The organism is Microtetraspora niveoalba, assembly GCF_001570405.1.
GTDB lineage: Bacteria > Actinomycetota > Actinomycetes > Streptosporangiales > Streptosporangiaceae > Microtetraspora > Microtetraspora niveoalba.
The window spans coordinates 31,402-51,886 of record NZ_BBYM01000002.1 but is presented as its reverse complement, the minus strand read 5'-3'; the positions used below and the strand labels follow the sequence as shown (position 1 = coordinate 51,886).

Genomic DNA, 20,485 nt, shown 5'->3' with positions numbered 1-20,485 from the left:
GTGGCGGACACGGCGAACAGCACGGCGGCCGCCAGGCGTATCAACGTGCGCTTCATGGGATCTCCTTCGTTGGCGACAGGCGGCCTCCTCGGTCCGGGCGGTGGATCCGTCGGCGACCGCATCCCGGTTCGTAGATGACGATGCGCGGCCGACCCTGGACAATCCTTGCGAACAACCTTGAAGCGGCAGATCGGAACCGTTCCCCACGGGTGATCGAGAGATGGGGGTGTGGCGTGCCGGTGGAGTTCCGACTTCTGGGTGACCTGGAGGTCCGCGTGGACGGCCGGTACGTCGAACTCGGGCATCACCGCCAGCGGTGCGTGCTCGCGGTACTGCTGGTCGAGGCCGGCAGGAGCGTGTCGGTCGATCAGCTCCTGGACCGGGTGTGGGGGCACCACCCGCCTCGGCATGGTCGCGACACGCTCTACAGCTATCTGTCCCGACTGAGGCGGATGCTGGCGGCGGTCGACGGCGCGCGGATCGCACGGCAGAACGGCGGTTATGTGATCGGCGTCGATCCCATGACAGTCGACTTGCACAGGTTCCAGCGCTGGGTCGGAGCAGCCCGAACCGCCGACGACGACGCCACCGTCCGGCATCTGCTGGAGCAGGCGCTCGCCCTGTGGCGTGGGGACGCCCTCGCCAACCTGGACACCCCCTGGCTGAACACGCTGCGCGAAGGGCTGGTCCAACAGCGGCATGCCGCCGAACTCGACCTCGCCGACGCCCACCTCCGTTCGGGGCGGCACGCCGAATTGGTGCCCGAGTTGACGGTACGGGCGGCACGCCACCCGCTGGACGAGCGACTGGCCGGTCAGCTCATGCTCGCCCTGTACCGCAGCGGCCGGCCGGCCGAGGCCCTGCGGCACTACCAGCGGATCCGGCTGCACCTCGTCGAGGAACTCGGCGCCGATCCCGGCCCGTCACTGCAGGACCTGCACCGCCGCATCCTGGCCGCCGACCCCACGACGACTCCGCCTGACCCCACGCCGGCCACAGGGGCCACAACGGCCACACTGTCCGGGCCGCCCGGCATCGTGCCGCGTCAGTTGCCGGCCCCGCCGGCCGGGTTCACCGGCCGAAGAGCCGAACTCGGGCAGCTCAGCAGAGCATCGGACGAATCCGGCCGGCCAGGGGGCACGGTGGTCATCTCCTCCGTCGGCGGGATCGGGGGCATCGGGAAGACGTGGCTGGCCCTGCGCTGGGCACACGAGAACATCGACCGCTTCCCCGACGGACAGTTGTTCGCCAATCTGCGGGGCTTCGATCCGATCGAGCAGCCGCTGTCCCCCGCCACCGCCGTACGCGGCTTCCTGGAGGCGCTCGGCGTCGATCCCCAGGGGATGCCCACAGACCTGGACGCGCAGGTGGGCCTCTACCGCAGTCTGGTGGCCGGACGGCGGATGCTGATCGTGCTGGACAACGTCCGCGACGCCGACCAGGCCGCGCCCCTGTTACCCGGCAGCCCCACCTGCACGGTCGTGGTGACCAGCCGCCATGACCTGGCCGGAATGACCGCGGCCGACGGCGCCCGGCCGGTGGCTCTGGACGCGCTCGACGACGCCGAGGCCCACCAGTTGCTCCTTCACCGGCTCGGCGCCGAGCGGTTGGCGGCGGAACCGGAGGCCGTGGCCTACCTGCTGGCCTGTTGCGCGGGTCTGCCGCTGGCTCTGGCCGTCCTCGCCGCCCGCGCCGTGCTCAGCCCGCGGTTGCCGCTGGCCGCACTCGCCGCCGAACTACGGGACACCACCGGCCGGCTGGACGCGTGGGACACCGGGGACCTGCGGACCAACCTGCGCGCCGTGTTCACCACCTCCTACCTCGGCCTCTCCACGCGAGCCTCAGAGGTGTTCGGGCTGCTGGGCCTGGCACCGGGCCCGGACATCGGCCTCGGCGCCGTCGCCGCCCTGACCGGCCTGCCTCCCGCCGGAGTACGCGGACCGCTGCGAGAACTGGAAGGGATGTCCCTGATCCACCAGCACACCCCGGGCCGGTGGCGCATGCACGACCTGGTCCGCCTCTACGCCGCCGGACAAGCCCGCGAGGACCAGCCCGAGACCGCTCGGCAGGCCGCGCTGCGGCGGTTGGTCGATTTCCACCTGCACACCGCCTACGCCGCCGAACGGCTTCTCGCGCCGCATCGCGCACCGATCACGCTCGGCGCCCCCGCTCCCGGATGGTGGCAGGGCCCGCCGGCCGACCACACCGCCGCCTGGAACTGGTTCGCCGACGAACACGCCTGTCTGCTGGCCGTCCGGCACCTCGCCGCGAAGCAGAACTGGCACGAGGCGGTATGGCGGCTCGCCTGGAGCCTGGACACCTTCCACTTCCGGCGCGGAACCGTACAGGACCAGTACGACGACTGGCTGGCGGGACTGGACGCCGCTCGCCGTCTCGACGATCCCGAGGCTCAGGGGCTGGCTCACCGGATCCTCGGCCACGCCTGCGCCCGGCTGGGCCGGCACGACCTGGCCATGGATCACTTCCAGCAGGCGCTCAGCCTCGCCCGGCGCACCGGGGACCTCGCCGCCCAGGCCCAGATCCATCAAGGTCTGGCGGTGTCCTGGGCGCAGCGGGAGGAGTTTCGGCAGGCTCTGGAGCACACCACCCATGCCCTGCACCGCTACCGAGCCCTCGCCGACCCTGTGCGGACCGCCGACGCGCTCAACGACTTGGGTTGGTACACGAGCCGGCTCGGACTGCACGCCGAAGGCCTCGCCCACTGCGAGGCCGCCCTGGCCCTGTTCCGCCGCCACCGGCACCGCGACGGAGAAGCCAACACGCTCGACAGCCTGGGATACATCGCCCACCAGACGGGTCGGTACGACCAGGCCCTGAGCTACTACGACGAAGCTCTCAGGCTGCTCCAGGAGATCGGCAACGCGTTCGACGAAGCCAACACCCTGGAACACCTCGGAGACGTCCACGCCGCGATCGGTGACCACCGACAGGCCCGCAGCGCCTGGGGGCAGGCGCTACGGCTCTACCAGGCCCAGAACCGCGCCGAGGACGCCGACCGCGTTCAGCGCCGGTCGCCGGCCGGCTGAGCGTCGACCCGAGTTCCAGCCGGCCGGCCGCCGCGTGACCGCGCGTCCGCTTCGGCCGGGCCGCTCACGGCGCAGGAGCGGCCGAGCCTCGTCTCCCGCCCCCGAACCGGGGCGTACGGCCCTCACGCTGGCACAGAACCCGAGATCAGGGCCTTGATCACGACCGCTCACTGGTGATCTACAAGTTGCCCGCCATCGCCTCCAAGCCCTTTCCAAGGTGCCCGGGAAATGGTGATCAAGCACGTCCGAAAAAGCGTGTTCGGAGCTGTCTCGATATCGGAGGGGCGGGGTGGCAGAGGCATTCAGCGGTGCGGTCGGGACACCGTCCGCGACGTCCTCGGAGGAGGACGGACCCGGCAGGGAGGACGCCGACCGGGCCGTGGTGGTTCTCGGCACGGAGACGGCGGGCCGGGACCTGGCCGGGGAGTTCGCCGGCCGGGGCTGGCGGGTGTGGACGGCCGGAGTCTCCGGCGACGCCGGCGTCGAGGAGATCACGGACTTCCTGGCGGCGCCGGAGAGCCCGGACCGCGCGGTGCTGCTCGGGCGCGGTGCGTCCGGTGCGGCGGCGGTTGAGGTCGCGGACCGCCATCCGGAGCGTGTGGTCGCGGTGGTCGTGGTCGGCGCCGACGCGCACGACGAGGGGCCGGGGTCCGGAGACGACGTCTCGGACGCGCCCTGCCCGGTGCTGGTGCTCCACACCGCCGACCCGCGGGATGTGGTCGCGGCGGCCGACGCCCTTCTGGCCGGACCTGACCGGGGGGCGGGCGTCCCGGAGCCGCCTCCGGCGCGGCTCCAGCCGCTCACCCCCACACGCCTGAACGACCCCGACGCGATAGGGCGACTGCGGGAAGCGGGATCGGTCCACCGGATCGACTCGGCGGGCGTGGCGGCGTCCTGGATCGTGACCGGGCACGCGGCGACCACCGCGCTGCTGTCGGACCACCGGTTGATCGGGGACGTGGAGATCACGGCGGGCTTCCGGCTCCAGTCGGACGATCCGGCCCTCGCGCACCGGGGCGAACTGGACCTGATCACGATCAGCGGGACGGAACACGCCCGCCTGCGCCGGCTGCTCCACGACCACCTCACGCCCGAACGGGTGGAGGCGCTGCGCCCGCGCATCGAGCGCGAGGTCGACGCGCTGCTGGACACGGTCCCCTCCCGCGAGGTGATCGATTTCCTGCCGGCGTTCGCCTACCCCGTCCCGGTCATCGTCCTGTGCGAGCTGCTCGGCGTGCCGGCGAAGGACCGCGACTACCTGTACGAGTGGATCGTGGAGCGGCTGGCCTCCCCGCCGCCCAAGGCGCACGGCGACATCGACGACTACCTGCGCGGCCTGATCGCCGCCAGGAGGGGACGCCCCACGGACGACCTGCTCGGCCGGGTCGTCGAAGCGGAGGGGGACCGGCTGTCCGAGGAGGACCTCGTCTCCGCCGCGAGGTTCCTGATGGTGAACGGGCACCGAGCGCCGACCACCGTGCTGGCGAGCGGGGTCGCGGCCCTGCTGCGGCGGCGCGACCGGTGGGAGCGGCTCGTGGCCGATCCCGCGCTGGTCCCCACGGCGGTCGAGGAACTGCTCCGGGTCGTCACGCCCTTCCCGGTGACCATCGCCCGGCACGTGGCGGCCCCGATCGAGGCGGGAGGCAGGCGGCTCCCGGAGGGGGACCTCCTCGTCGCGTCGCTCGTCGCCGCCAACCGGGACCCGTCGTTCTTCACCGACCCGGACGTGCTCGACATCGGGCGGGAGGACAACCCCCACCTGGCCTTCGGCCACGGACACCACCACTGCCTGGGGGCGGAGCTGGCCCGGGCCCAGCTCCAGGTCGCGCTCGGCACGCTCGTACGGCGCTTCCCCCGCATGGAGCTCGCCCGCGACTCCCGGAGTCTGCACTACCGGCAGAGCAGCGTGCGCTACCTCCTCGGGTTGCCGGTCGTCCTCGACCCGGACCCCGCCCGGCCCGCCCCGGCCGGCACGTGACGCGGGGAGACCGCCGCGTACGCATGATCCTCTTCACGCTCTCATCCAGGAGTCCGACCCGATGAAAGAGACGCTTCCCCAGCTGGTGGCCTACTGCCAGGCCGATCCGCTGTTCTTCGAACCGGTCTGGCGCATACCGGACGACGACAACCGGTTTCCCACGGCGCGACGTCCTCTCCCGAGCGGATGGCGCGTCGGTGAGAGCGAGCTGTGGGTCGTGATGCTCCCGCCCGGCGTCGCGCTCCCGGAGCAGGGCTGGAAGATCCACGTCTCGGCGACCGACGCCGACGCGGGCGCCGTCTGCGACCTCGTGGTGGACTTCTGCGTCAGCCGGAACATCGCCGTGAAGTTCCTCAGGAGCAAGATGGCGGTGCGGCTGCTCAACAACAAGTACGCCGACCGGGGGAGCAGCGGCAAGCTGCTCACGCTGTACCCGGTGGACGACGAGCAGCTCGGCGAGGTGCTGCCGGAGCTGGCCGACCTCCTGCGCGACTTCACCGGCCCCTACATCCTCAGCGACCTCCGCTACGAGGACTCACCCGTCTACGTGCGGTACGGCGCGTTCCAGCCGATCACCTACACCAAGTCGGACGGCAGCCTGGGGTACGCGATCCGGACCCCCGACGGGCGACTGGTGCCGGACCAGCGCACTCCCGCCTTCACCGTGCCGGAGTGGGTCACGCTCCCCGAGGTGCTGCGCGCCTCAGCGGAGAGACGCGGCTCGGGCGAGGGGGAGGAGTTCCCCTTCCAGATCGAGAGGGCGCTGCACTTCTCCAACGGCGGAGGGGTCTACCTCGCCCGCGACGGGGCGTCCGGAGGATACGTGGTGCTGCTGGAGGCCAGACCGCACGCCGGACTGGACACGGGCGGCACCGACGCGGTCGCCCGGCTGGAGCACGAACGCGACATGCTGGAGCGGCTGAGCGGCCTCGACTGCGTACCCCGCCTGCTCGGCCACCGGGTGATCTGGGAGCACCACTTCCTGGTCGAGGAGTACATCGAGGGCAAGACCCTGCTGGACGAGGTGTTCGAGCGCTATCCGCTGACCAGCCCCGACCCGAGCCCCGACACGCTGGCCGCGTACACCCGGTGGGCGACCGACGTCCTGGCCAGGGTCGACCACGCGCTCATGTCCGTGCACGCGAGAGGGGTGCGCCTGGCCGACCTGCACCCCGAGAACATCATCGTCCGCCCGGACGGGCGCGTCGTACTGATCGACTTCGAGATCTCGTCGGACCTGACCGACACGCGGCCCCCCGGGCTCGCCGCGGCGGGGTTCGCCGCGCCGCGCGACGTCTCCGGCCGTGACGCCGACAACTACGTCCTCGACTGCCTGAGGCAGTGGATGTTCCTCCCGATCAGCCCGCTTCAGGAGCGCGACCCCGTCAAGCTCGCCAGCCTCACCGACGTCGTCACCGAGCACTTCCCGCTTCCGCAGGGGTTCGCAAAGCGCCTGGTCCGGCGGTTCGAGAAGGTCAGAGGCCCACTCGGCGATGACGGACCGGCCCGGATGTTCGCCGCCGAGGAGTTCGACTGGCCGGCCGTACGCGACTCGATCGTGGCGGGGATCGCCGCGAGCGCGACACCCGACCGCGAGGACCGGCTCTACCCGGGCGACCCGCAGCAGTTCGCGACCGGCGGGTTCACGGTGGCCAACGGCGCGGCGGGAGTGCTCTGGGCGCTGCGGCAGGTCGGCGCCGAGGTGCCGCCCGGCCACGTGGACTGGCTCGTCGCGGCCGCCCGCCGCGCCGCCGACCCGCGCCCCGGCCTCCTGAACGGCCTGCACGGCGTGGCGGCGACCCTGGAGGCGCTCGGGCGCCGGGACGACGCCCTCGACACCCTCGACCGCGCCCGCAAGCTCCACGACGGCCTCGACGTGCCCGGGGTGCACGGCGGGCTGGCCGGAGCCGGCCTCAACCTCCTGCACTTCTTCGGGATCACCGGAGACGAGGAACTGCGCGCCGAGGCCGTCCGCATCGGCGAGAGGCTGGCCGCGGAGCTCGGCGACGGCGGGTCCGCGATGTTCCCGCCGGAGGGCAGGGTCGGTCTCCAGCACGGACTGACCGGGGTCGCGTCCTACTTCCTCGCGCTGCACGACGGCACCGGGGAGGAACGCTACCTCGACCTGGCCCGGACGGCGCTGGAGCGTGAGATCGCCCGGGGCCAGGTGCTGCCGGACGGCGGCTTCTGCCTGCTGGAGAGCAACCGCTACCTCGCCTACCTCGGCGGCGGCAGCGGCGGGCTGGCACTGGTCCTGTCCAAGTACCTGAGCCTGCGTGCCGAGCCGGGCTTCGCCGACGTCGTCGAGGGCGTCCGCCGTGCCTGGCGGGCGGTGTTCACCCGGCACCCGGCCCTGCTCATGGGACGGGCGGGCACCATCGCGGCCCTCCATCTCCTGGGCCTGCCGGAGGACCGGCCCCTGATCCGTGACCACACGCGCCGGCTCTCGTGGCACGCCCTCTCCTACCAGGGCCACCTGGCCTTCCCCGGCAACCAGCTCATGCGGCTCTCCATGGACCTGGAGACGGGGTCGGCCGGCGTCCTCGTCGCCCTCGGCGTCGCGTTCGGCCAGAACGCGTCGCTCCTCCCGGCTCTCGACCTGCGGACCCCGCGGGCGAGCTGACAGACCTCGACCCGCGGAACCTCCGCGGGCGAGCAACAGAAAGGAAACCGGAAATGGCACAGATCCTCCAGCTCCAGACGCTGAGCACCGCCGAGAGCAAGGCGCACCCCTGCTCCAGCCTGGTGACGTCGTACAACGGCACCGCCTGCTACATCTGCGTCTGATGACGCACCGCCGGGGACCGGCGACGGTCCCCGGCACCAGTCGGCCCCGGCCCGGCGTCCCCCTCTGCGCCCGGCCGGGGCCGCACTGCGGGGGAGGACAGGAGTCCCCGCAGTCCCCGCTCCCCGACATCCTTGTGAGGAACCCGTGGACACGCAGCGCGACCAGTTCGACGCCCCAGCGGTGGCGGCCGAGGCTCGCGTTCCCGGACCGGATCGGCCCGCTCCCGGCGAGGCGGCTCTCCGGGAAGCGGCCGGCCCCGCGCCCGCCTGGCGCGTCCTGCTGCGCTACATGCGCCCGTCCTGGCGGCGGCTCGCCCTCGGCGGACTGCTGAATCTGGCGGCCGGAGCGGTCGGCCTGGCGCTCCCTCTCGCGGCCAAGCGGCTGCTCGACGACCTCGGCGCCGACCGGCCCCTGTCCGGAACGCTGGCGCTGATGGGCGTCCTCGTCGTGGTCACCGCCGCGGTCGGGCCGCTGGGCGAGTACGTGCTGCGCCGCGCCGGCGAGACGATCGTGCTCACCGCCCGCCGCCGCCTGGTCTCCCACCTGCTGCGGCTGCGGATGTCCGCCGCCGACCACACCGAGCCCGGCGACCTGATGTCCCGGGTCACCTCCGACACCACCCTGCTCCGCCAGGTCACCACCGACTCGCTCGTCGGCGTGGTCACCGGCAGCGTCACGGTCCTGGCGACCGTGACGATGATGGGCCTGCTCGACCCGACGCTGCTTGCGGTGACGGCCGGCGTGCTGGTCCTGGCCGGGACGGTCGTCCGCGTGGCCATGCCGCGTCTCAACCGGGCGAGCAGGGACGCCCAGAAGGCGGTGGGGCGGATGAGCGCGGCTCTGGAGCGGACCCTGGGCGCGCTGCGCACCGTGAAGGCGTCCGGCGCCGAGCACCAAGAGGAGGCGGCCGTCAACCGGGCCGCCGAGGAGTCGTGGCGGGCCGGCGTGCGCGCCGGCAAGTGGCTGGCGGTCGCCGGGCACACCGCCGAGCTGGCCCTCCAGGTGGCCTTCTTCACCGTCCTCGCCGTGGGCGGCGCCAGGGTGACCTCGGGGACGATCGGCGTGGGCACGCTGGTCGCGTTCCTGATGTACGTGTACTACCTGGTGCCGCCGCTCCAGCAGCTCGTCGGCGCGGCCGGGCAGTACCAGATCGGAGCCGCGGCGGTCGCCCGGATCCGGGAGGCCGAGCGGCTCCCGGCCGAGCCGGCGGCGCCGCCCGCGGAGCTCCCCGCGCCGGGCGCCGCGCCCGCGCGGCTGGAGTTCCGCGACGTCCGCTTCCGCTACACGCCCGACCTGCCGCTCGTGCACCGCGGGGTGACCTTCACCGTCCCGCCGCGCGGCATGACCGCCTTCGTCGGACCCTCCGGCGCGGGCAAGACCACCCTCTTCTCCCTCATCGAGAGGTTCTACGACCCGACCTCGGGAAGCATCCTCCTCGACGGCCGCGACCTCGCGAGCTGGGACATCCCGACGTTGCGGTCGGCGATCGGGTACGTCGAGCAGGACGCCCCGATCCTGTCGGGCTCCCTCCGCGACAACCTCGTGCTCGGCGCCCCCGGCGCCACCGAGCACGACCTGCGGCGTGTCCTGAGCGTCGCCCGTCTCGACGACCTCGTGGCCCGGCTGCCCCGGGGCCTGGACACCCCGGTCGGCCATCGCGGCACCAAGCTCTCCGGCGGCGAGCGCCAGCGGGTGGCCATCGCCAGGGCGCTCCTGCGCCGCCCCCGGCTCCTGCTGCTGGACGAGGCCACCTCGCAGCTCGACGCCGTGAACGAGGCGGCGTTGCGGGACACGGTCGTCGACGTCGCCGGGACGACGACGGTGCTCGTCGTGGCGCACCGGCTGTCGACGGTCACCCTGGCCGACCGCATCGTCGTCCTGGACGCGGGCACGGTCCAGGCCGTCGGCACCCACGCCGAGCTGGTCGCCTCGGACCCGCTCTACGCCGAGCTCGCCGCCACCCAGTTCCTCACCGTCGCCCCCTGACGCGCCCGGGGCCGCCCCCGGCAGGAGGGCGGCCCGCGGCGCGCCGGGGAGGCCGCCGGGAGTTCCCCCGTCCGCAGGGCCGATCGGGCCCGTACCGCCTCAGGAGCGCAGCCATGGAAATACCCGACCGCCCACTCGAGATCATCTGGGATGTCACCTACGCCTGCCCGCTCCGGTGCTCCCACTGCTATTCGGAGTCCGGGCGCCGCCCGTCCCGGCAGCTCGACCGCGAGCGCATGCTCCGCGTCGCCGACGCCATCGTCGCGATGGAACCGTACGGCGTCTCCATCGCGGGCGGCGAGCCCCTTCTGGTGCGCGGCATCGTCGAGGTCGCCGAGCGGATGACCGCGGCCGGGACGAAGGTCGCGCTCTTCACGAGCGGCTGGACGTTGCGCCCCGAGATGGTCGACGACATCGCGCGGGCCTTCTCCAGCGTCAGCGTGAGCCTCGACGGCGCCACGGCCGAGGTGCACGACCGGATCCGCGGGCGGCGCGGGTCGTTCGAACGGGCGCTGCGGGCGTTGGAGCTCCTGGACGAGGCCGCACGGGAGCGGCGTCTGGGCGGGCGGGAACGCCTGTCCTTCGGGATCGACTGCGTCGTGGTCCGCGGCAACTTCCACCAGGTCGAGGACGTCTGCACCGCGATCGCGCCCAGGTTCCCGGACCTCGGGTCGCTCTCGTTCGGGGCGGTGGTGCCGGAGGGGCTCGCCAGCCGCGCCGGGTTCGCGGAGCACGAACTGCTCTCCGACGACCAGGCCGCGCTGCTGGGAAGCGGAGAGTACGGCGCGCGGCTGCGCTCCCTGGCCCCGCCGTTCGTGCGGGTGAGCGCCACGGACAACCTGGCGCTGCAGATGCACCCGGACCGTGTCCGCGAGGGGATCTTCTTCCCCGTGTTGCAGATCGAGCCGGACGGAGCCGTACGGGCGATGGCGGCCTACGAGGGGACGGTCGGCAACGTGCTGACCGACTCCCCGGCGGAGCTCTGGCGGCGCGCCGTCGAACGCTGGCACGATCCCTTCGTGGTCGGCACGCTGGCCCCCGTGCGGACGATGCGGGAGTGGGCGGAGGCCACCCGGGCGATCGACCACCGGTTCGGGTCCGAGGCCGACCGCGCGCGCATGGACCGCCGGCCGGAGTTCCGCCCCACCGCCGCGCCGGACATGGGGTGACCCGGGTACGGCGCGATTCACGCTGATCTCCATCCTCGTTCCCGAGGAGGACCGCGCCAAGGCGACGGGGATATCACAGGCGACCTGATCCTCGACCCGGCCCCCGCTCGATCCGCGCCCCCCTCGATCCGAGCCCCCGCGCGGTGTGCTCCGGCCCGTGAATCCCTCCTCAACCGTGGCACAAGTCACTACGCTTTCGGAAGTTTCGTCTGTTGCCCCAGTTGGAGAACTCCATGTCTTTCGCCGGCCCCTCGGCCCGCTCGGAGGCGACCGCGGATGTCGCCCTCGCCCGCAGGCAGTCCCTCGCCGACCTGCTGCGCCGCTCCGCCAGACGCCACCCCGGCCGGCTCGCCGTCTCGGACGGCAGGACCGCCCGCACCTTCGCCGAGCTGGACGAGGACGCCTCCCGGGTGGCCGGAGCGCTGATCGCGCGAGGCGTGCGGCCGGGGGAGCGGGTCGCGGTGCTCGCGCGCAACAGCGTGGAGTACGTGCAGACGATCTTCGGGGTCGCCCGCGCAGGAGCGGTCCTCGTGCCGATCAACTTCATGCTCGGGGCCGACGAGGTCGGCTACGTGCTCGCGCACTCCTCCGCCGTCGCGCTGATCGCGCAGGACACGCTCCTTCCGGTGGCCCGGGACGCGGTCAAGGCCGCCGAATCCCTCAGGATCCGCGTCGTGTACGGCGACGCCGACGAGTGGGAGCCGTTCGCCGCGCTGCTCGCCCACGAGGACGCCGAGGACCCCGCCGTCCTCATCGGCGCCGACGACCCCGCCCAGGTCCTCTACACCTCCGGCACGGAGTCGCGCCCGAAGGGCGCGGTGCTCTCCCACTCCGCGCTGATCGCGCAGTACAGCAGTTGCGTCATCGACGGCGGCATGGACCGCCACGACGTCGAGCTGCACGCCATGCCGCTGTTCCACTGCGCGCAGCAGCACTGCTTCCTGGTGCCGGACATCCAGCTCGGCGCGGTCAGCCACATCCTTCCCGGCCCCGACCCCGCCGCCGTGCTGGAGGCGATGGAGCGCCACCGGGTGACGAAGTTCTTCGCGCCGCCGACCGTGTGGATCTCCCTCCTGCGCCACCCGGACTTCGACCGGCGCGACCTCTCCTCCCTCCGGAAGGGCTACTACGGCGCGGCGATCATGCCGGTCGAGGTGCTCAGGGAGATCGGCGAGCGGCTGCCCGGCGTGCGCCTCTGGAACTTCTACGGGCAGACCGAGATGGCCCCGGTCGCGGTCATGCTCCAGCCGGAGGACCAGATCCGCAAGGCGGGGTCGGCGGGCCAGGCCGCCCTGAACGTCGAGACGCGGGTCGTGGACGCCGACGGCCGCGACGTGCCACCGGGGGAGATCGGGGAGATCGTCCACCGCAGCCCGCACGCCGTCCTCGGATACCTGGACGACCCGGAGAAGACGGCCGAGGCCTTCCGCGGCGGCTGGTTCCACTCCGGCGACCTGGGCGTGATGGACGAGGAGGGCTATCTCACGGTCGTCGACCGGATCAAGGACATGATCAAGACCGGCGGTGAGAACGTCGCCAGCCGGGAGGTCGAGGAGGTCGTCTACGAGCACCCGGCCGTCGCCGAGGTCGCGGTGGTCGGGGTCAGGCACCCGAGCTGGATCGAGGCGGTCGTCGCGATCGTGGTGACCAAGCCGGGCGCGACCGTAACCGAGGAGGAACTGCGGGCCCACACGCGGTCGCGGCTGGCCGCGTTCAAGGTGCCCAAGGCGATCGCCTTCGCCGACGCGCTGCCGAAGAACCCGAGCGGCAAGATCCTGAAGCGCGAGCTGCGGGACCTGCACGCCGGTCTCGCCGACCGCATCCCGGGCGCCGGCCGCTGACCCCGGCCCGCCCGCGCCGGGCGGAAAACCGTTTGAACGAGTGAGTACTCGCTCATTACGCTCGTCCCCATGACGAAAAGGCGACGGGTGCCGGCCATGGCGCCGGAAGACCGCCGTGCCGCGCTCATCGCGGCCACGCTCCCCCTGCTGCGCGAGCACGGTACGGCGGTGAGCACCCGTCAGATCGCCGAGGCCGCGGGTGTGGCCGAGGGCACGATCTTCGGCGTCTTCCCCGACAAGGCCTCGCTGCTGCGGGCCGCGCTGATGAGCGCGTTCGACCCGCGGCCGGCCGAGGAGGCCCTCGCGGCCATCGGCACGCGGGCCGAGCTGCGCGCCCGGCTGCGCGCGGTGGTCACGACGCTTCGGGCGGGGATGCGCGCCAACGCCAACCTCGTCGCCGCGCCCAGGGAAATGGCCGCCGACGACGCCGAGTTCCGCGAGCGGATGATGGACGGCCGGTGCCGGATACTGGCCGGGATCGCCGCCCTGGTCGAGCCCGACCGCGACCGGCTGCGCCGTTCCCCGCAGGCCACGGCGCAGTTGCTGCTCATGCTGATCGCGGTGAGCGTGCACCGCGGCTTCGGCCATGGCGGCGAGTTCGAAGACATGGACGACGAGGAGATCGTCTCCGTTCTGCTCGACGGGCTGCTCGTGCGGCCCTCCCCCACCCCTTCGACAGGAAGCGCTTCTTGATGCTGCTCCGTCTCCTGCGGGTCCAGCTCAGGCCGTACGGGAAAGAGATCGCGCTCGTCGTCCTCTTCCAGTTCGTGCAGACGCTGGCCACGCTCTACCTCCCAACACTCAACGCCGACATCATCGACAACGGCGTCGTCACCGGCGACACCGGCTACATCGGACGCATCGGGCTGGTGATGCTCGGTGTGACGCTCGTCCAGATGATCTGCTCGATCGTGGCCGTGTACTACGGCGCGCGGACCTCGATGGCCCTGGGCCGGGACCTGCGGGCCGCGATCTTCCACCGGGTGCAGGGCTTCTCCGCCACGGAGGTCAACAGGTTCGGCGCGCCGTCCCTGATCACCCGGACCACCAACGACGTGCAGCAGATCCAGCTGCTCGTGCTGATGACGTTCACGATGATGGTGGCCGCGCCGATCATGTGCGTCGGCGGCATCGTGCTGGCGCTGCGCCAGGACGCGGCGCTGTCGTCGCTGCTGCTCGTCGTGCTGCCCGTGATGATCGTCATCGTGAGCCTGATCGTGATGCGGATGCGCCCGCTCTTCCGCACGATGCAGGAGCGCGTCGACCGGATCAACCAGGTGCTGCGCGAGCAGATCACCGGCATCCGGGTCATCAGGGCCTTCGTCCGCGACAGGCACGAGCACGAGCGCTTCGGCGTGGCCAACGACGAGCTGACCGACGTGTCGCTGCGGGTCGGACGGCTGATGGCGCTGATGTTCCCCACGGTCATGCTGGTGGTGAACCTGTCCAGCGTCGCCGTGGTGTGGTTCGGCGGCCACCGCATCGCCGACGGGACCATGCAGGTGGGCGCGCTGACCGCGGTCATCTCCTACCTGATGCAGATCCTCATGTCGGTGATGATGGCGATGTTCATGTTCATGATGATCCCGCGGGCCGAGGTCTGCGCCGAGCGCATCGAGGAGGTGCTCGACACCGAGCCGGCCGTCCACCCGCCGGCGAGCCCCGTCACCCCGGAAAGACGCCTCGGCGAGCTGGAGCTGCGGTCCGTGGACTTCCGCTACCCGGGCGCCGAGGAGCCGGTGCTGTCCGGCGTGAGCTTCACGGCGCGGCCGGGCCGCACCACCGCGATCATCGGCAGCACGGGCAGCGGCAAGACGACGCTGCTGAACCTCGTCCCCCGCCTGTTCGACGCGACCGGCGGCGAGGTGCTGGTGGACGGTGTCGACGTGCGCGACCTCGACCCGGACGCGCTCTCCCGCGCGGTCGGCCTGGTCCCGCAGTCGCCGTACCTCTTCTCCGGCACCGTCGCCTCCAACCTGAGGTACGGCAAGCCGGACGCGACCGACGAGGAGTTGTGGCGGGCACTGGAGGTGGCCCAGGCGCGCGAGTTCGTCGAGGCGATGCCCGGCGGCCTGGACGAGCCGATCTCCCAGGGCGGCACGAACGTCTCCGGCGGCCAGCGCCAGCGCCTCGCCATCGCCAGGACACTGGTGCACCGGCCCGAGATCTACCTGTTCGACGACTCCTTCTCCGCACTCGACTACGCCACCGACGCCCGCCTGCGCGCCGCGCTGGCCGAGGAGATCGAGGACGCCACGATCGTCATCGTGGCCCAGCGGGTGAGCACGATCCGCGACGCCGACCGCATCCTCGTGCTGGACGACGGCCGGGTGGTCGGCAGCGGCGGGCACGCCGAGCTCATGGACACCTGCCCGACGTACCGGGAGATCGTGCTGTCCCAGCTCACCGAACAGGAGGCCGCGGCATGACCGGGCCTGTCGAGGTCGCAGACACGCGCAGTGCCTCGGTCACGGGACCGGGGAAGGAGGGGTCATGACCACCCAGGCGCCCGCGCGCCGCCCGCAGCCCGCTTTCGGCCCGGGCAGGATGATGTCCGGGCCCGCCGAGAAGGCCATGGACTTCGGCGGCTCGCTCCGCCGCCTGCTGCGGCTGCTGCGTCCCGAACGCGCGATGCTGGCCGTCGTCCTGGCCCTCGGCGCCGGCAGCGTCGCGCTGACCGTGACCGGCCCCAAGATCCTCGGCCACGCCACGGACCTGATCTTCTCCGGCATCATCGGGGCCCGGCTGCCCGCCGGCGTCACCAAGGAGCAGGCCGTGGCCGGGCTGCGTGCCGAGGGCCAGGGCACGTTCGCCGACATGGTGTCGTCGATGAGCGTGGTGCCCGGCCACGGCATCGACTTCACCGCGCTGGCCCAGGTGCTGGGCTGGGTGCTGGCGATCTACCTGGTGGCGGCGCTGCTCGGGATCTTCCAGTTCCGCCTGACCACGATCGTCGTGCAGCGGGCGGCGTTCCGGCTGCGCGAGCGGATCGAGGCCAAGCTGGCGCGGCTGCCGCTGAGCTACTTCGACGGCCGGCCGCGCGGCGAGATCCTCAGCCGCGCCACCAACGACACCGACAACATCGCGCAGACGCTGCAGCAGACGATGAGCCAGCTCATCACGTCGGTGCTGACGGTCCTGGCGGTGCTGGTGATGATGTTCTGGATCTCGCCGATCCTGGCGCTCATCGCGCTGGTCACGGTGCCGCTGTCGGTCTACGTCACCGCGGTCATCGGCAAGCGGTCGCAGCCGCAGTTCATCAAGCAGTGGTCCTCGACCGGCAAGCTCAACGGCCACATCGAGGAGATGTACGGCGGGCACACGCTGGTCAAGGTGTTCGGCAGGCAGCAGGAGGCCGCCGAGACGTTCGCCGAGCACAACCAGGCCCTGTTCACCTCCAGCTTCCGCGCCCAGTTCATCTCCGGGATCATGCAGCCGGCGATGATGTTCATCGGCAACCTCAACTACGTGCTCGTCGCCGTGGTGGGCGGGTTCAAGGTGGCCTCGGGCTCGATCTCCCTGGGCGACGTGCAGGCCTTCATCCAGTACTCGCGGCAGTTCAGCCAGCCGCTGGCGCAGGTGGCCGGCATGGCGAACCTGGTGCAATCGGGCGTCGCGTCGGCCGAGCGGGTCTTCGAACTGCTGGAGGCCGAGGAGCAGTCCCAGGAGCCCGCCGAGCCCGCGCGTCCCGCGCGCGTCAGGGGCCGCGTGGCGTTCGAGAACGTGTCCTTCCGCTACGCGCCGGACCGGCCGCTGATCGAGGACCTGTCCCTCACGGTGGAGCCCGGCCAGACCGTGGCCATCGTGGGTCCGACGGGAGCGGGCAAGACGACGCTGGTCAACCTCGTCATGCGCTTCTACGAGGTGACCGGCGGCCGCATCACGCTCGACGGCGTCGACATCGCCGAGATGTCCAGGGAGGAGCTGCGCGCCAACATCGGCATGGTGCTGCAGGACACCTGGCTGTTCGGCGGCACGATCGCGGAGAACATCGGCTACGGGGCGGAAGGCGCCACGCGCGAACGGATCGAGGCCGCCGCGGAGGCCGCCCACGTGGACCGGGTCGCGCACACCCTGCCCGACGGCTACGACACGATGATCGACGAGGAGGGCGCGACGGTCAGCGCGGGCGAGAAGCAGCTCATCACGATCGCACGGGCGTTCCTGTCCGAGCCGGCGATCCTGATCCTGGATGAGGCGACCAGCTCGGTCGACACCCGGACCGAGGTGCTCATCCAGCGGGCGATGAGCTCGCTGCGCGAGGGGCGCACCAGCTTCGTGATCGCCCACCGGCTGTCCACCATCCGCGACGCCAGTCTGATCCTGGTCATGGAGAACGGGCGGATCGTCGAGCAGGGCACGCACGAGTCGCTGCTGGCCGCGGGCGGCGCCTACGCCCGGCTGTACTCGGCCCAGTTCGCCCAGGCCGTCGTGGAGGTGGACTAGAACCGGGACCCGGTCACCCGGACCGGCCGGTCGGGACCGGGCGCGGACAGGCGGGTCGGGCGGGGGCGGGTCAGCGGGGCGCCGCGCCGCCCGCGGGTGGTCCGCCGCCCGGCTCCGGGGGGCCTCGCTTCGCCGCCAGGATCGCCTCCTGCAGGAGGGGTTCGACGACGAAGGCGTTCCGCAACCCGGCGATCGTCAGGATGCGCTCCAGCCGGGAGGGCAGACCGGTGAGGACGAGGGCCGTGCCCCGTTTCCGGCTCTGCCGGAGCAGCGACACCAGCACGCTGACGCACCCGGAGTCGCAGAAGCTCAGCCCGCTGAAGTCGAGGACCAGCGGCGCGGAACGCCTGGCGGACCAGGCCTCCGTGACCTTCCGGTGGAAGAACTCGGCGGACTGGTAGTCCAGCTCCCCGGCGGCGCGCGCGACAACGCAGTCGTCGTTCAGCCCGATGGACATCCTCAACCGCTCGGGCGGGCCGGTCTGTCCAGACATGAATTCCCTGCCGTCGGAAGCCCTGGGACGAAACGCCGTCCCGTAACACCAGCGTCTCATCTGCTCGCCGGACCGGCCGGTCGGGCTCTTCCCGAACTCAGAAGATGTCCGCAAACATTCTGACAACTTCTGACATCTCATGATGCATGGGATTTCATACGGCTCTCGCGACACTTTTTCTGACCGTCCCGACGGTGACCGGCCCCACGCTGACCGGTCCACCGCCGGCCGGTCCGATGCTGACCGTCCCGACTGCGACCGGCGCGGCCGCCGCGCCCGCCACGATCGCGTACGCGCAGCGGACACAGGCGTGGGAGCTGGTGCTGACCAACGGAGACGTGGTGGAGGTGCCGGAGGCGCTCGCCAAGGCTCCGGCTGACGCGGTCAACGCGGGCTCGCGGGCGCCCTTCCTGGTCAGTGGCGATGGGCGGCATTTCTTCTATTTCAGGAAGTCGGATACGCGGTTCGTCGAGCGGACTCTGAACGGCAAGGAACGGGTGGTGTCACGGCAGTACACGGCGCACACGATCGGCGAGGAGTGGCCGTCGGTGTCGGACGACGGCAGCTACGTGGTCACCGAGACGTCGGGGCCGGGGGTCGGTGTCCTCGCGGACCTGCGGAAAGACAAGGTGTTGCCGCCTCCGGGAAAGACGGACGCGTGGGGCCTCCTGGGGTTCAGCCCGGACAGCAAGCGGCTGCTGCTGGGAGGCGAGCGCGGGGTGGTGGTGTTCGACCGGGGGCTGCGCACCCGGCTGCGGCCGAAGACGCGGATGACGCCGACGGCGCTGGCGAACGACTACGTCACGGCGGCGGAACGTGTGGGCAAGTGGCCCAAGTACCGCAAGCTGCGCCTGGTCAACCTGCGCACCGGCAAGGCGGGCCGCACGGTGACCGTGGGCCTGCCGCGCGGGCAGTACATCGACGACCTCGACTTCGACCGGGCCGGCCGCGTGATCGTCCGATCGAAGACCCGGACGGGGGTGGCGATCTACCGGGTCTCGAAGGCGACCGGCAGGGCGACCCTGCTGCGGACGCTCGACCGGCCCGACGTGGACGTCTGGGTGCTCCCGGGGGACGGCGATTACGAGCCGTGGGGGGAACGGAAGGGCAAGGCGTAACCGGCGCGGGCCGGCTCACCTCCCGGTGTCGGTGGGAGGCGACGGCCGGCCCGCCTCGACGAGCGCGGCGAGGTTCGCCGGCGCCATCCGCGTGCCCGTCTCGTTGCCGGCGGCGGGCACCGCGTCGGGGCCCCCGCCGGTCAGAATGGGGTGCCGGTCAGAATGGGGTGATGGTCGTATCGCGCACCCCTCCCTCGCCTCCCGGCACGCCGTCGACGGTACGGGTCCGGCTTCGGACGCTGGCGCTGCTGGAGGCGGGCAACATCCCGTTCCAGGCGTGGATCTGGTTCGGGCTGGTCGGGCTGCCGACGACGGCGCCGAACCTCGTCGGGTTCGCTCTGGTCGCGGCGCTTCTGGTCCAGGGGGCGCTGTATTGGGCGGCCAAGCTGCGGCAACTGCGCGAGCGAGGCGCTCTCCCGGGCGTACGGGCCTTTCAGATCGCGCGAGCGACCGACGTTCCCGTCCTGGTCGCCGGGCTGACCTTCACCGGCTGCGCGGTCGCCGCCGATCCCGGCCGCGGTTCCTGGCCGGGCCTGCTGTTCGCCCTCTTCGCCGTGCTGGAGTACGTCAACTACTTCCACGTCCAGCTCATGCATGACACCGCGGCGGATCTGCGGCGCCTGCTGACGACGGGACCGCGGCGCTCGCATCTCGCCCGGGACCTGGCCCGCCGTCGGCGGCGGTGACATGGGGCGGCCGCCGCGCCCACGCCGGCCTTCATACCTGAGTGGCGGCTCGTGGCCTTTGTCGCGGATCACACGTTTGACCGTAAGGTGACTCCGATGAATGTGATCGGCGGATACGTGCTCAGGCGTGAGCTGGGCCGGGGCGGCATGGGCGTGGTGCACCTCGCCTCCACCCCGTCCGGCGGCCTGGCCGCGGTGAAGGTGGTCCACCCGCACCTGGCCCGCGATCCGTCCTTCCGGCGCCGCTTCGACCGGGAGGTCGCGGCCGCGCGCAGCGTGGCCCGGTTCTGCACCGCTCCCGTGCTCGACGCCGGCATCGAAGAGGGCGTCGCCTATCTCGTCACCGAGTACGTGAAGGGGCCCGACCTGGCGCGGGCCGTACGCGAGCAGGGGCCGCTGACCGGCGGCAACCTGGAGGCGCTCGCGGTCGGGATCGCCACCGCGCTCCACGCCATCCACGGGGCCGGGGTGATCCACCGCGACCTCAAGCCGTCGAACGTGCTGCTGTCGCCGCTCGGCCCGCGCGTGATCGACTTCGGGATCGCGCAGCTCGTCGACAACCCGAGCCTGGCCAGCCAGGCGATCCTGGGCACACCCGCGTTCATGGCGCCCGAGCAGGTACGCGGCGAGCCGCTGACGCCCGCGGTCGACGTCTACGCGTGGGGTGGGGTGATCGCGTTCGCGGGCACGGGGCGGTTGCCGTTCGGCGGCGGGCTGCCGCCCGAGGTGCTCTACCGGATCGTCAACGACGGGCCGAACCTCGACGGTCTCGACGAGCGCATGCGCGCCGTCGTCGAGCGGGCCATGGCCAAGGACCCCGCCCGCCGCCCGACCGCCCAGATGTTGCTCGACGAGCTGGTCGGCGGCCGTCAGACCCCGGCGACGGCCACCCAGGTCGTCGAGCGCACCTGGTCCGGCACCGCCGTGCCCGCC

General features: G+C 72.1%; 13 protein-coding genes. 12 read left to right on the top strand and 1 reads right to left on the bottom strand.

Annotation, left to right across the window (positions count from 1 at the left end):
• Window positions 1-239: 239 nt before the first annotated feature.
• The 9 genes from AWQ70_RS00215 to AWQ70_RS00175 all read left to right on the top strand — a co-directional run bounded on the left by AWQ70_RS00215 (window position 240) and on the right by AWQ70_RS00175 (window position 17,255).
• Window positions 240-3,047, top strand: coding sequence for an AfsR/SARP family transcriptional regulator (locus AWQ70_RS00215; protein WP_245646593.1), 2,808 nt, complete (start codon window positions 240-242; stop codon window positions 3,045-3,047).
• A gap of 289 nt (window positions 3,048-3,336) precedes the next feature.
• Entirely contained in the window at window positions 3,337-5,025 is a 1,689-nt protein-coding gene (locus tag AWQ70_RS00210) for a cytochrome P450 family protein (RefSeq protein ID WP_084516380.1), read from the top strand.
• Between the two features lie 61 nt (window positions 5,026-5,086).
• Entirely contained in the window at window positions 5,087-7,648 is a 2,562-nt protein-coding gene (gene lanKC, locus AWQ70_RS00205) for a class III lanthionine synthetase LanKC (RefSeq protein ID WP_067168531.1), read from the top strand.
• Between the two features lie 309 nt (window positions 7,649-7,957).
• Complete coding sequence (locus AWQ70_RS00200; protein ID WP_218004356.1) at window positions 7,958-9,799, top strand: ABC transporter ATP-binding protein; 1,842 nt, start codon at window positions 7,958-7,960, stop codon at window positions 9,797-9,799.
• A gap of 113 nt (window positions 9,800-9,912) precedes the next feature.
• On the top strand, window positions 9,913-10,968 hold the full coding sequence (locus AWQ70_RS00195) for a radical SAM protein (RefSeq protein ID WP_067168530.1): 1,056 nt from the start codon (window positions 9,913-9,915) through the stop codon (window positions 10,966-10,968).
• Between the two features lie 233 nt (window positions 10,969-11,201).
• Window positions 11,202-12,809 (top strand): fatty acyl-CoA synthetase, encoded by a 1,608-nt coding sequence (locus AWQ70_RS00190; RefSeq protein WP_067168528.1) that lies wholly within the window; start codon window positions 11,202-11,204, stop codon window positions 12,807-12,809.
• Window positions 12,810-12,878: 69 nt separating this feature from the next.
• Window positions 12,879-13,502, top strand: a complete 624-nt coding sequence (locus AWQ70_RS00185) for a TetR/AcrR family transcriptional regulator (RefSeq protein WP_067168526.1) — start codon at window positions 12,879-12,881, stop codon at window positions 13,500-13,502.
• Entirely contained in the window at window positions 13,502-15,238 is a 1,737-nt protein-coding gene (locus AWQ70_RS00180; protein WP_157529816.1) for an ABC transporter ATP-binding protein, read from the top strand. The genes AWQ70_RS00185 and AWQ70_RS00180 overlap by 1 nt, the downstream gene beginning before the upstream one ends.
• 64 nt (window positions 15,239-15,302) lie before the next feature.
• Window positions 15,303-17,255, top strand: a complete 1,953-nt coding sequence (locus AWQ70_RS00175; protein WP_067168524.1) for an ABC transporter ATP-binding protein — start codon at window positions 15,303-15,305, stop codon at window positions 17,253-17,255.
• A gap of 70 nt (window positions 17,256-17,325) precedes the next feature.
• Here the strand turns inward: AWQ70_RS00175 and AWQ70_RS00170 are convergent, their stop codons facing one another.
• Entirely contained in the window at window positions 17,326-17,748 is a 423-nt protein-coding gene (locus tag AWQ70_RS00170) for an STAS domain-containing protein (protein ID WP_169808597.1), read from the bottom strand.
• A 194-nt stretch (window positions 17,749-17,942) separates the two neighbouring features.
• Between AWQ70_RS00170 and AWQ70_RS00165 the strand changes: the two genes are divergently transcribed.
• The 3 genes from AWQ70_RS00165 to AWQ70_RS00155 form a co-directional block, all read left to right on the top strand.
• On the top strand, window positions 17,943-18,866 hold the full coding sequence (locus AWQ70_RS00165) for a hypothetical protein (RefSeq protein ID WP_067168521.1): 924 nt from the start codon (window positions 17,943-17,945) through the stop codon (window positions 18,864-18,866).
• Between the two features lie 170 nt (window positions 18,867-19,036).
• Window positions 19,037-19,552, top strand: a complete 516-nt coding sequence (locus AWQ70_RS00160; RefSeq protein WP_067168519.1) for a hypothetical protein — start codon at window positions 19,037-19,039, stop codon at window positions 19,550-19,552.
• Between the two features lie 96 nt (window positions 19,553-19,648).
• Window positions 19,649-20,485: serine/threonine-protein kinase (locus tag AWQ70_RS00155; protein ID WP_157529835.1), on the top strand; the 837-nt coding region annotated here is incomplete at its 3' end.

Coding starts and splice junctions, on each gene's coding strand:
- lanKC (WP_067168531.1), top strand. CDS start 5,087: ATGAAAGAGACGCTTCCCCAGCTGGTGGCCTACTGCCAGGCCGATCCG.
- AWQ70_RS00195 (WP_067168530.1), top strand. CDS start 9,913: ATGGAAATACCCGACCGCCCACTCGAGATCATCTGGGATGTCACCTAC.
- AWQ70_RS00190 (WP_067168528.1), top strand. CDS start 11,202: ATGTCTTTCGCCGGCCCCTCGGCCCGCTCGGAGGCGACCGCGGATGTC.
- AWQ70_RS00185 (WP_067168526.1), top strand. CDS start 12,879: ATGACGAAAAGGCGACGGGTGCCGGCCATGGCGCCGGAAGACCGCCGT.
- AWQ70_RS00180 (WP_157529816.1), top strand. CDS start 13,502: ATGCTGCTCCGTCTCCTGCGGGTCCAGCTCAGGCCGTACGGGAAAGAG.
- AWQ70_RS00175 (WP_067168524.1), top strand. CDS start 15,303: ATGACCACCCAGGCGCCCGCGCGCCGCCCGCAGCCCGCTTTCGGCCCG.
- AWQ70_RS00170 (WP_169808597.1), bottom strand. CDS start 17,748: ATGTCTGGACAGACCGGCCCGCCCGAGCGGTTGAGGATGTCCATCGGG.
- AWQ70_RS00160 (WP_067168519.1), top strand. CDS start 19,037: ATGGTCGTATCGCGCACCCCTCCCTCGCCTCCCGGCACGCCGTCGACG.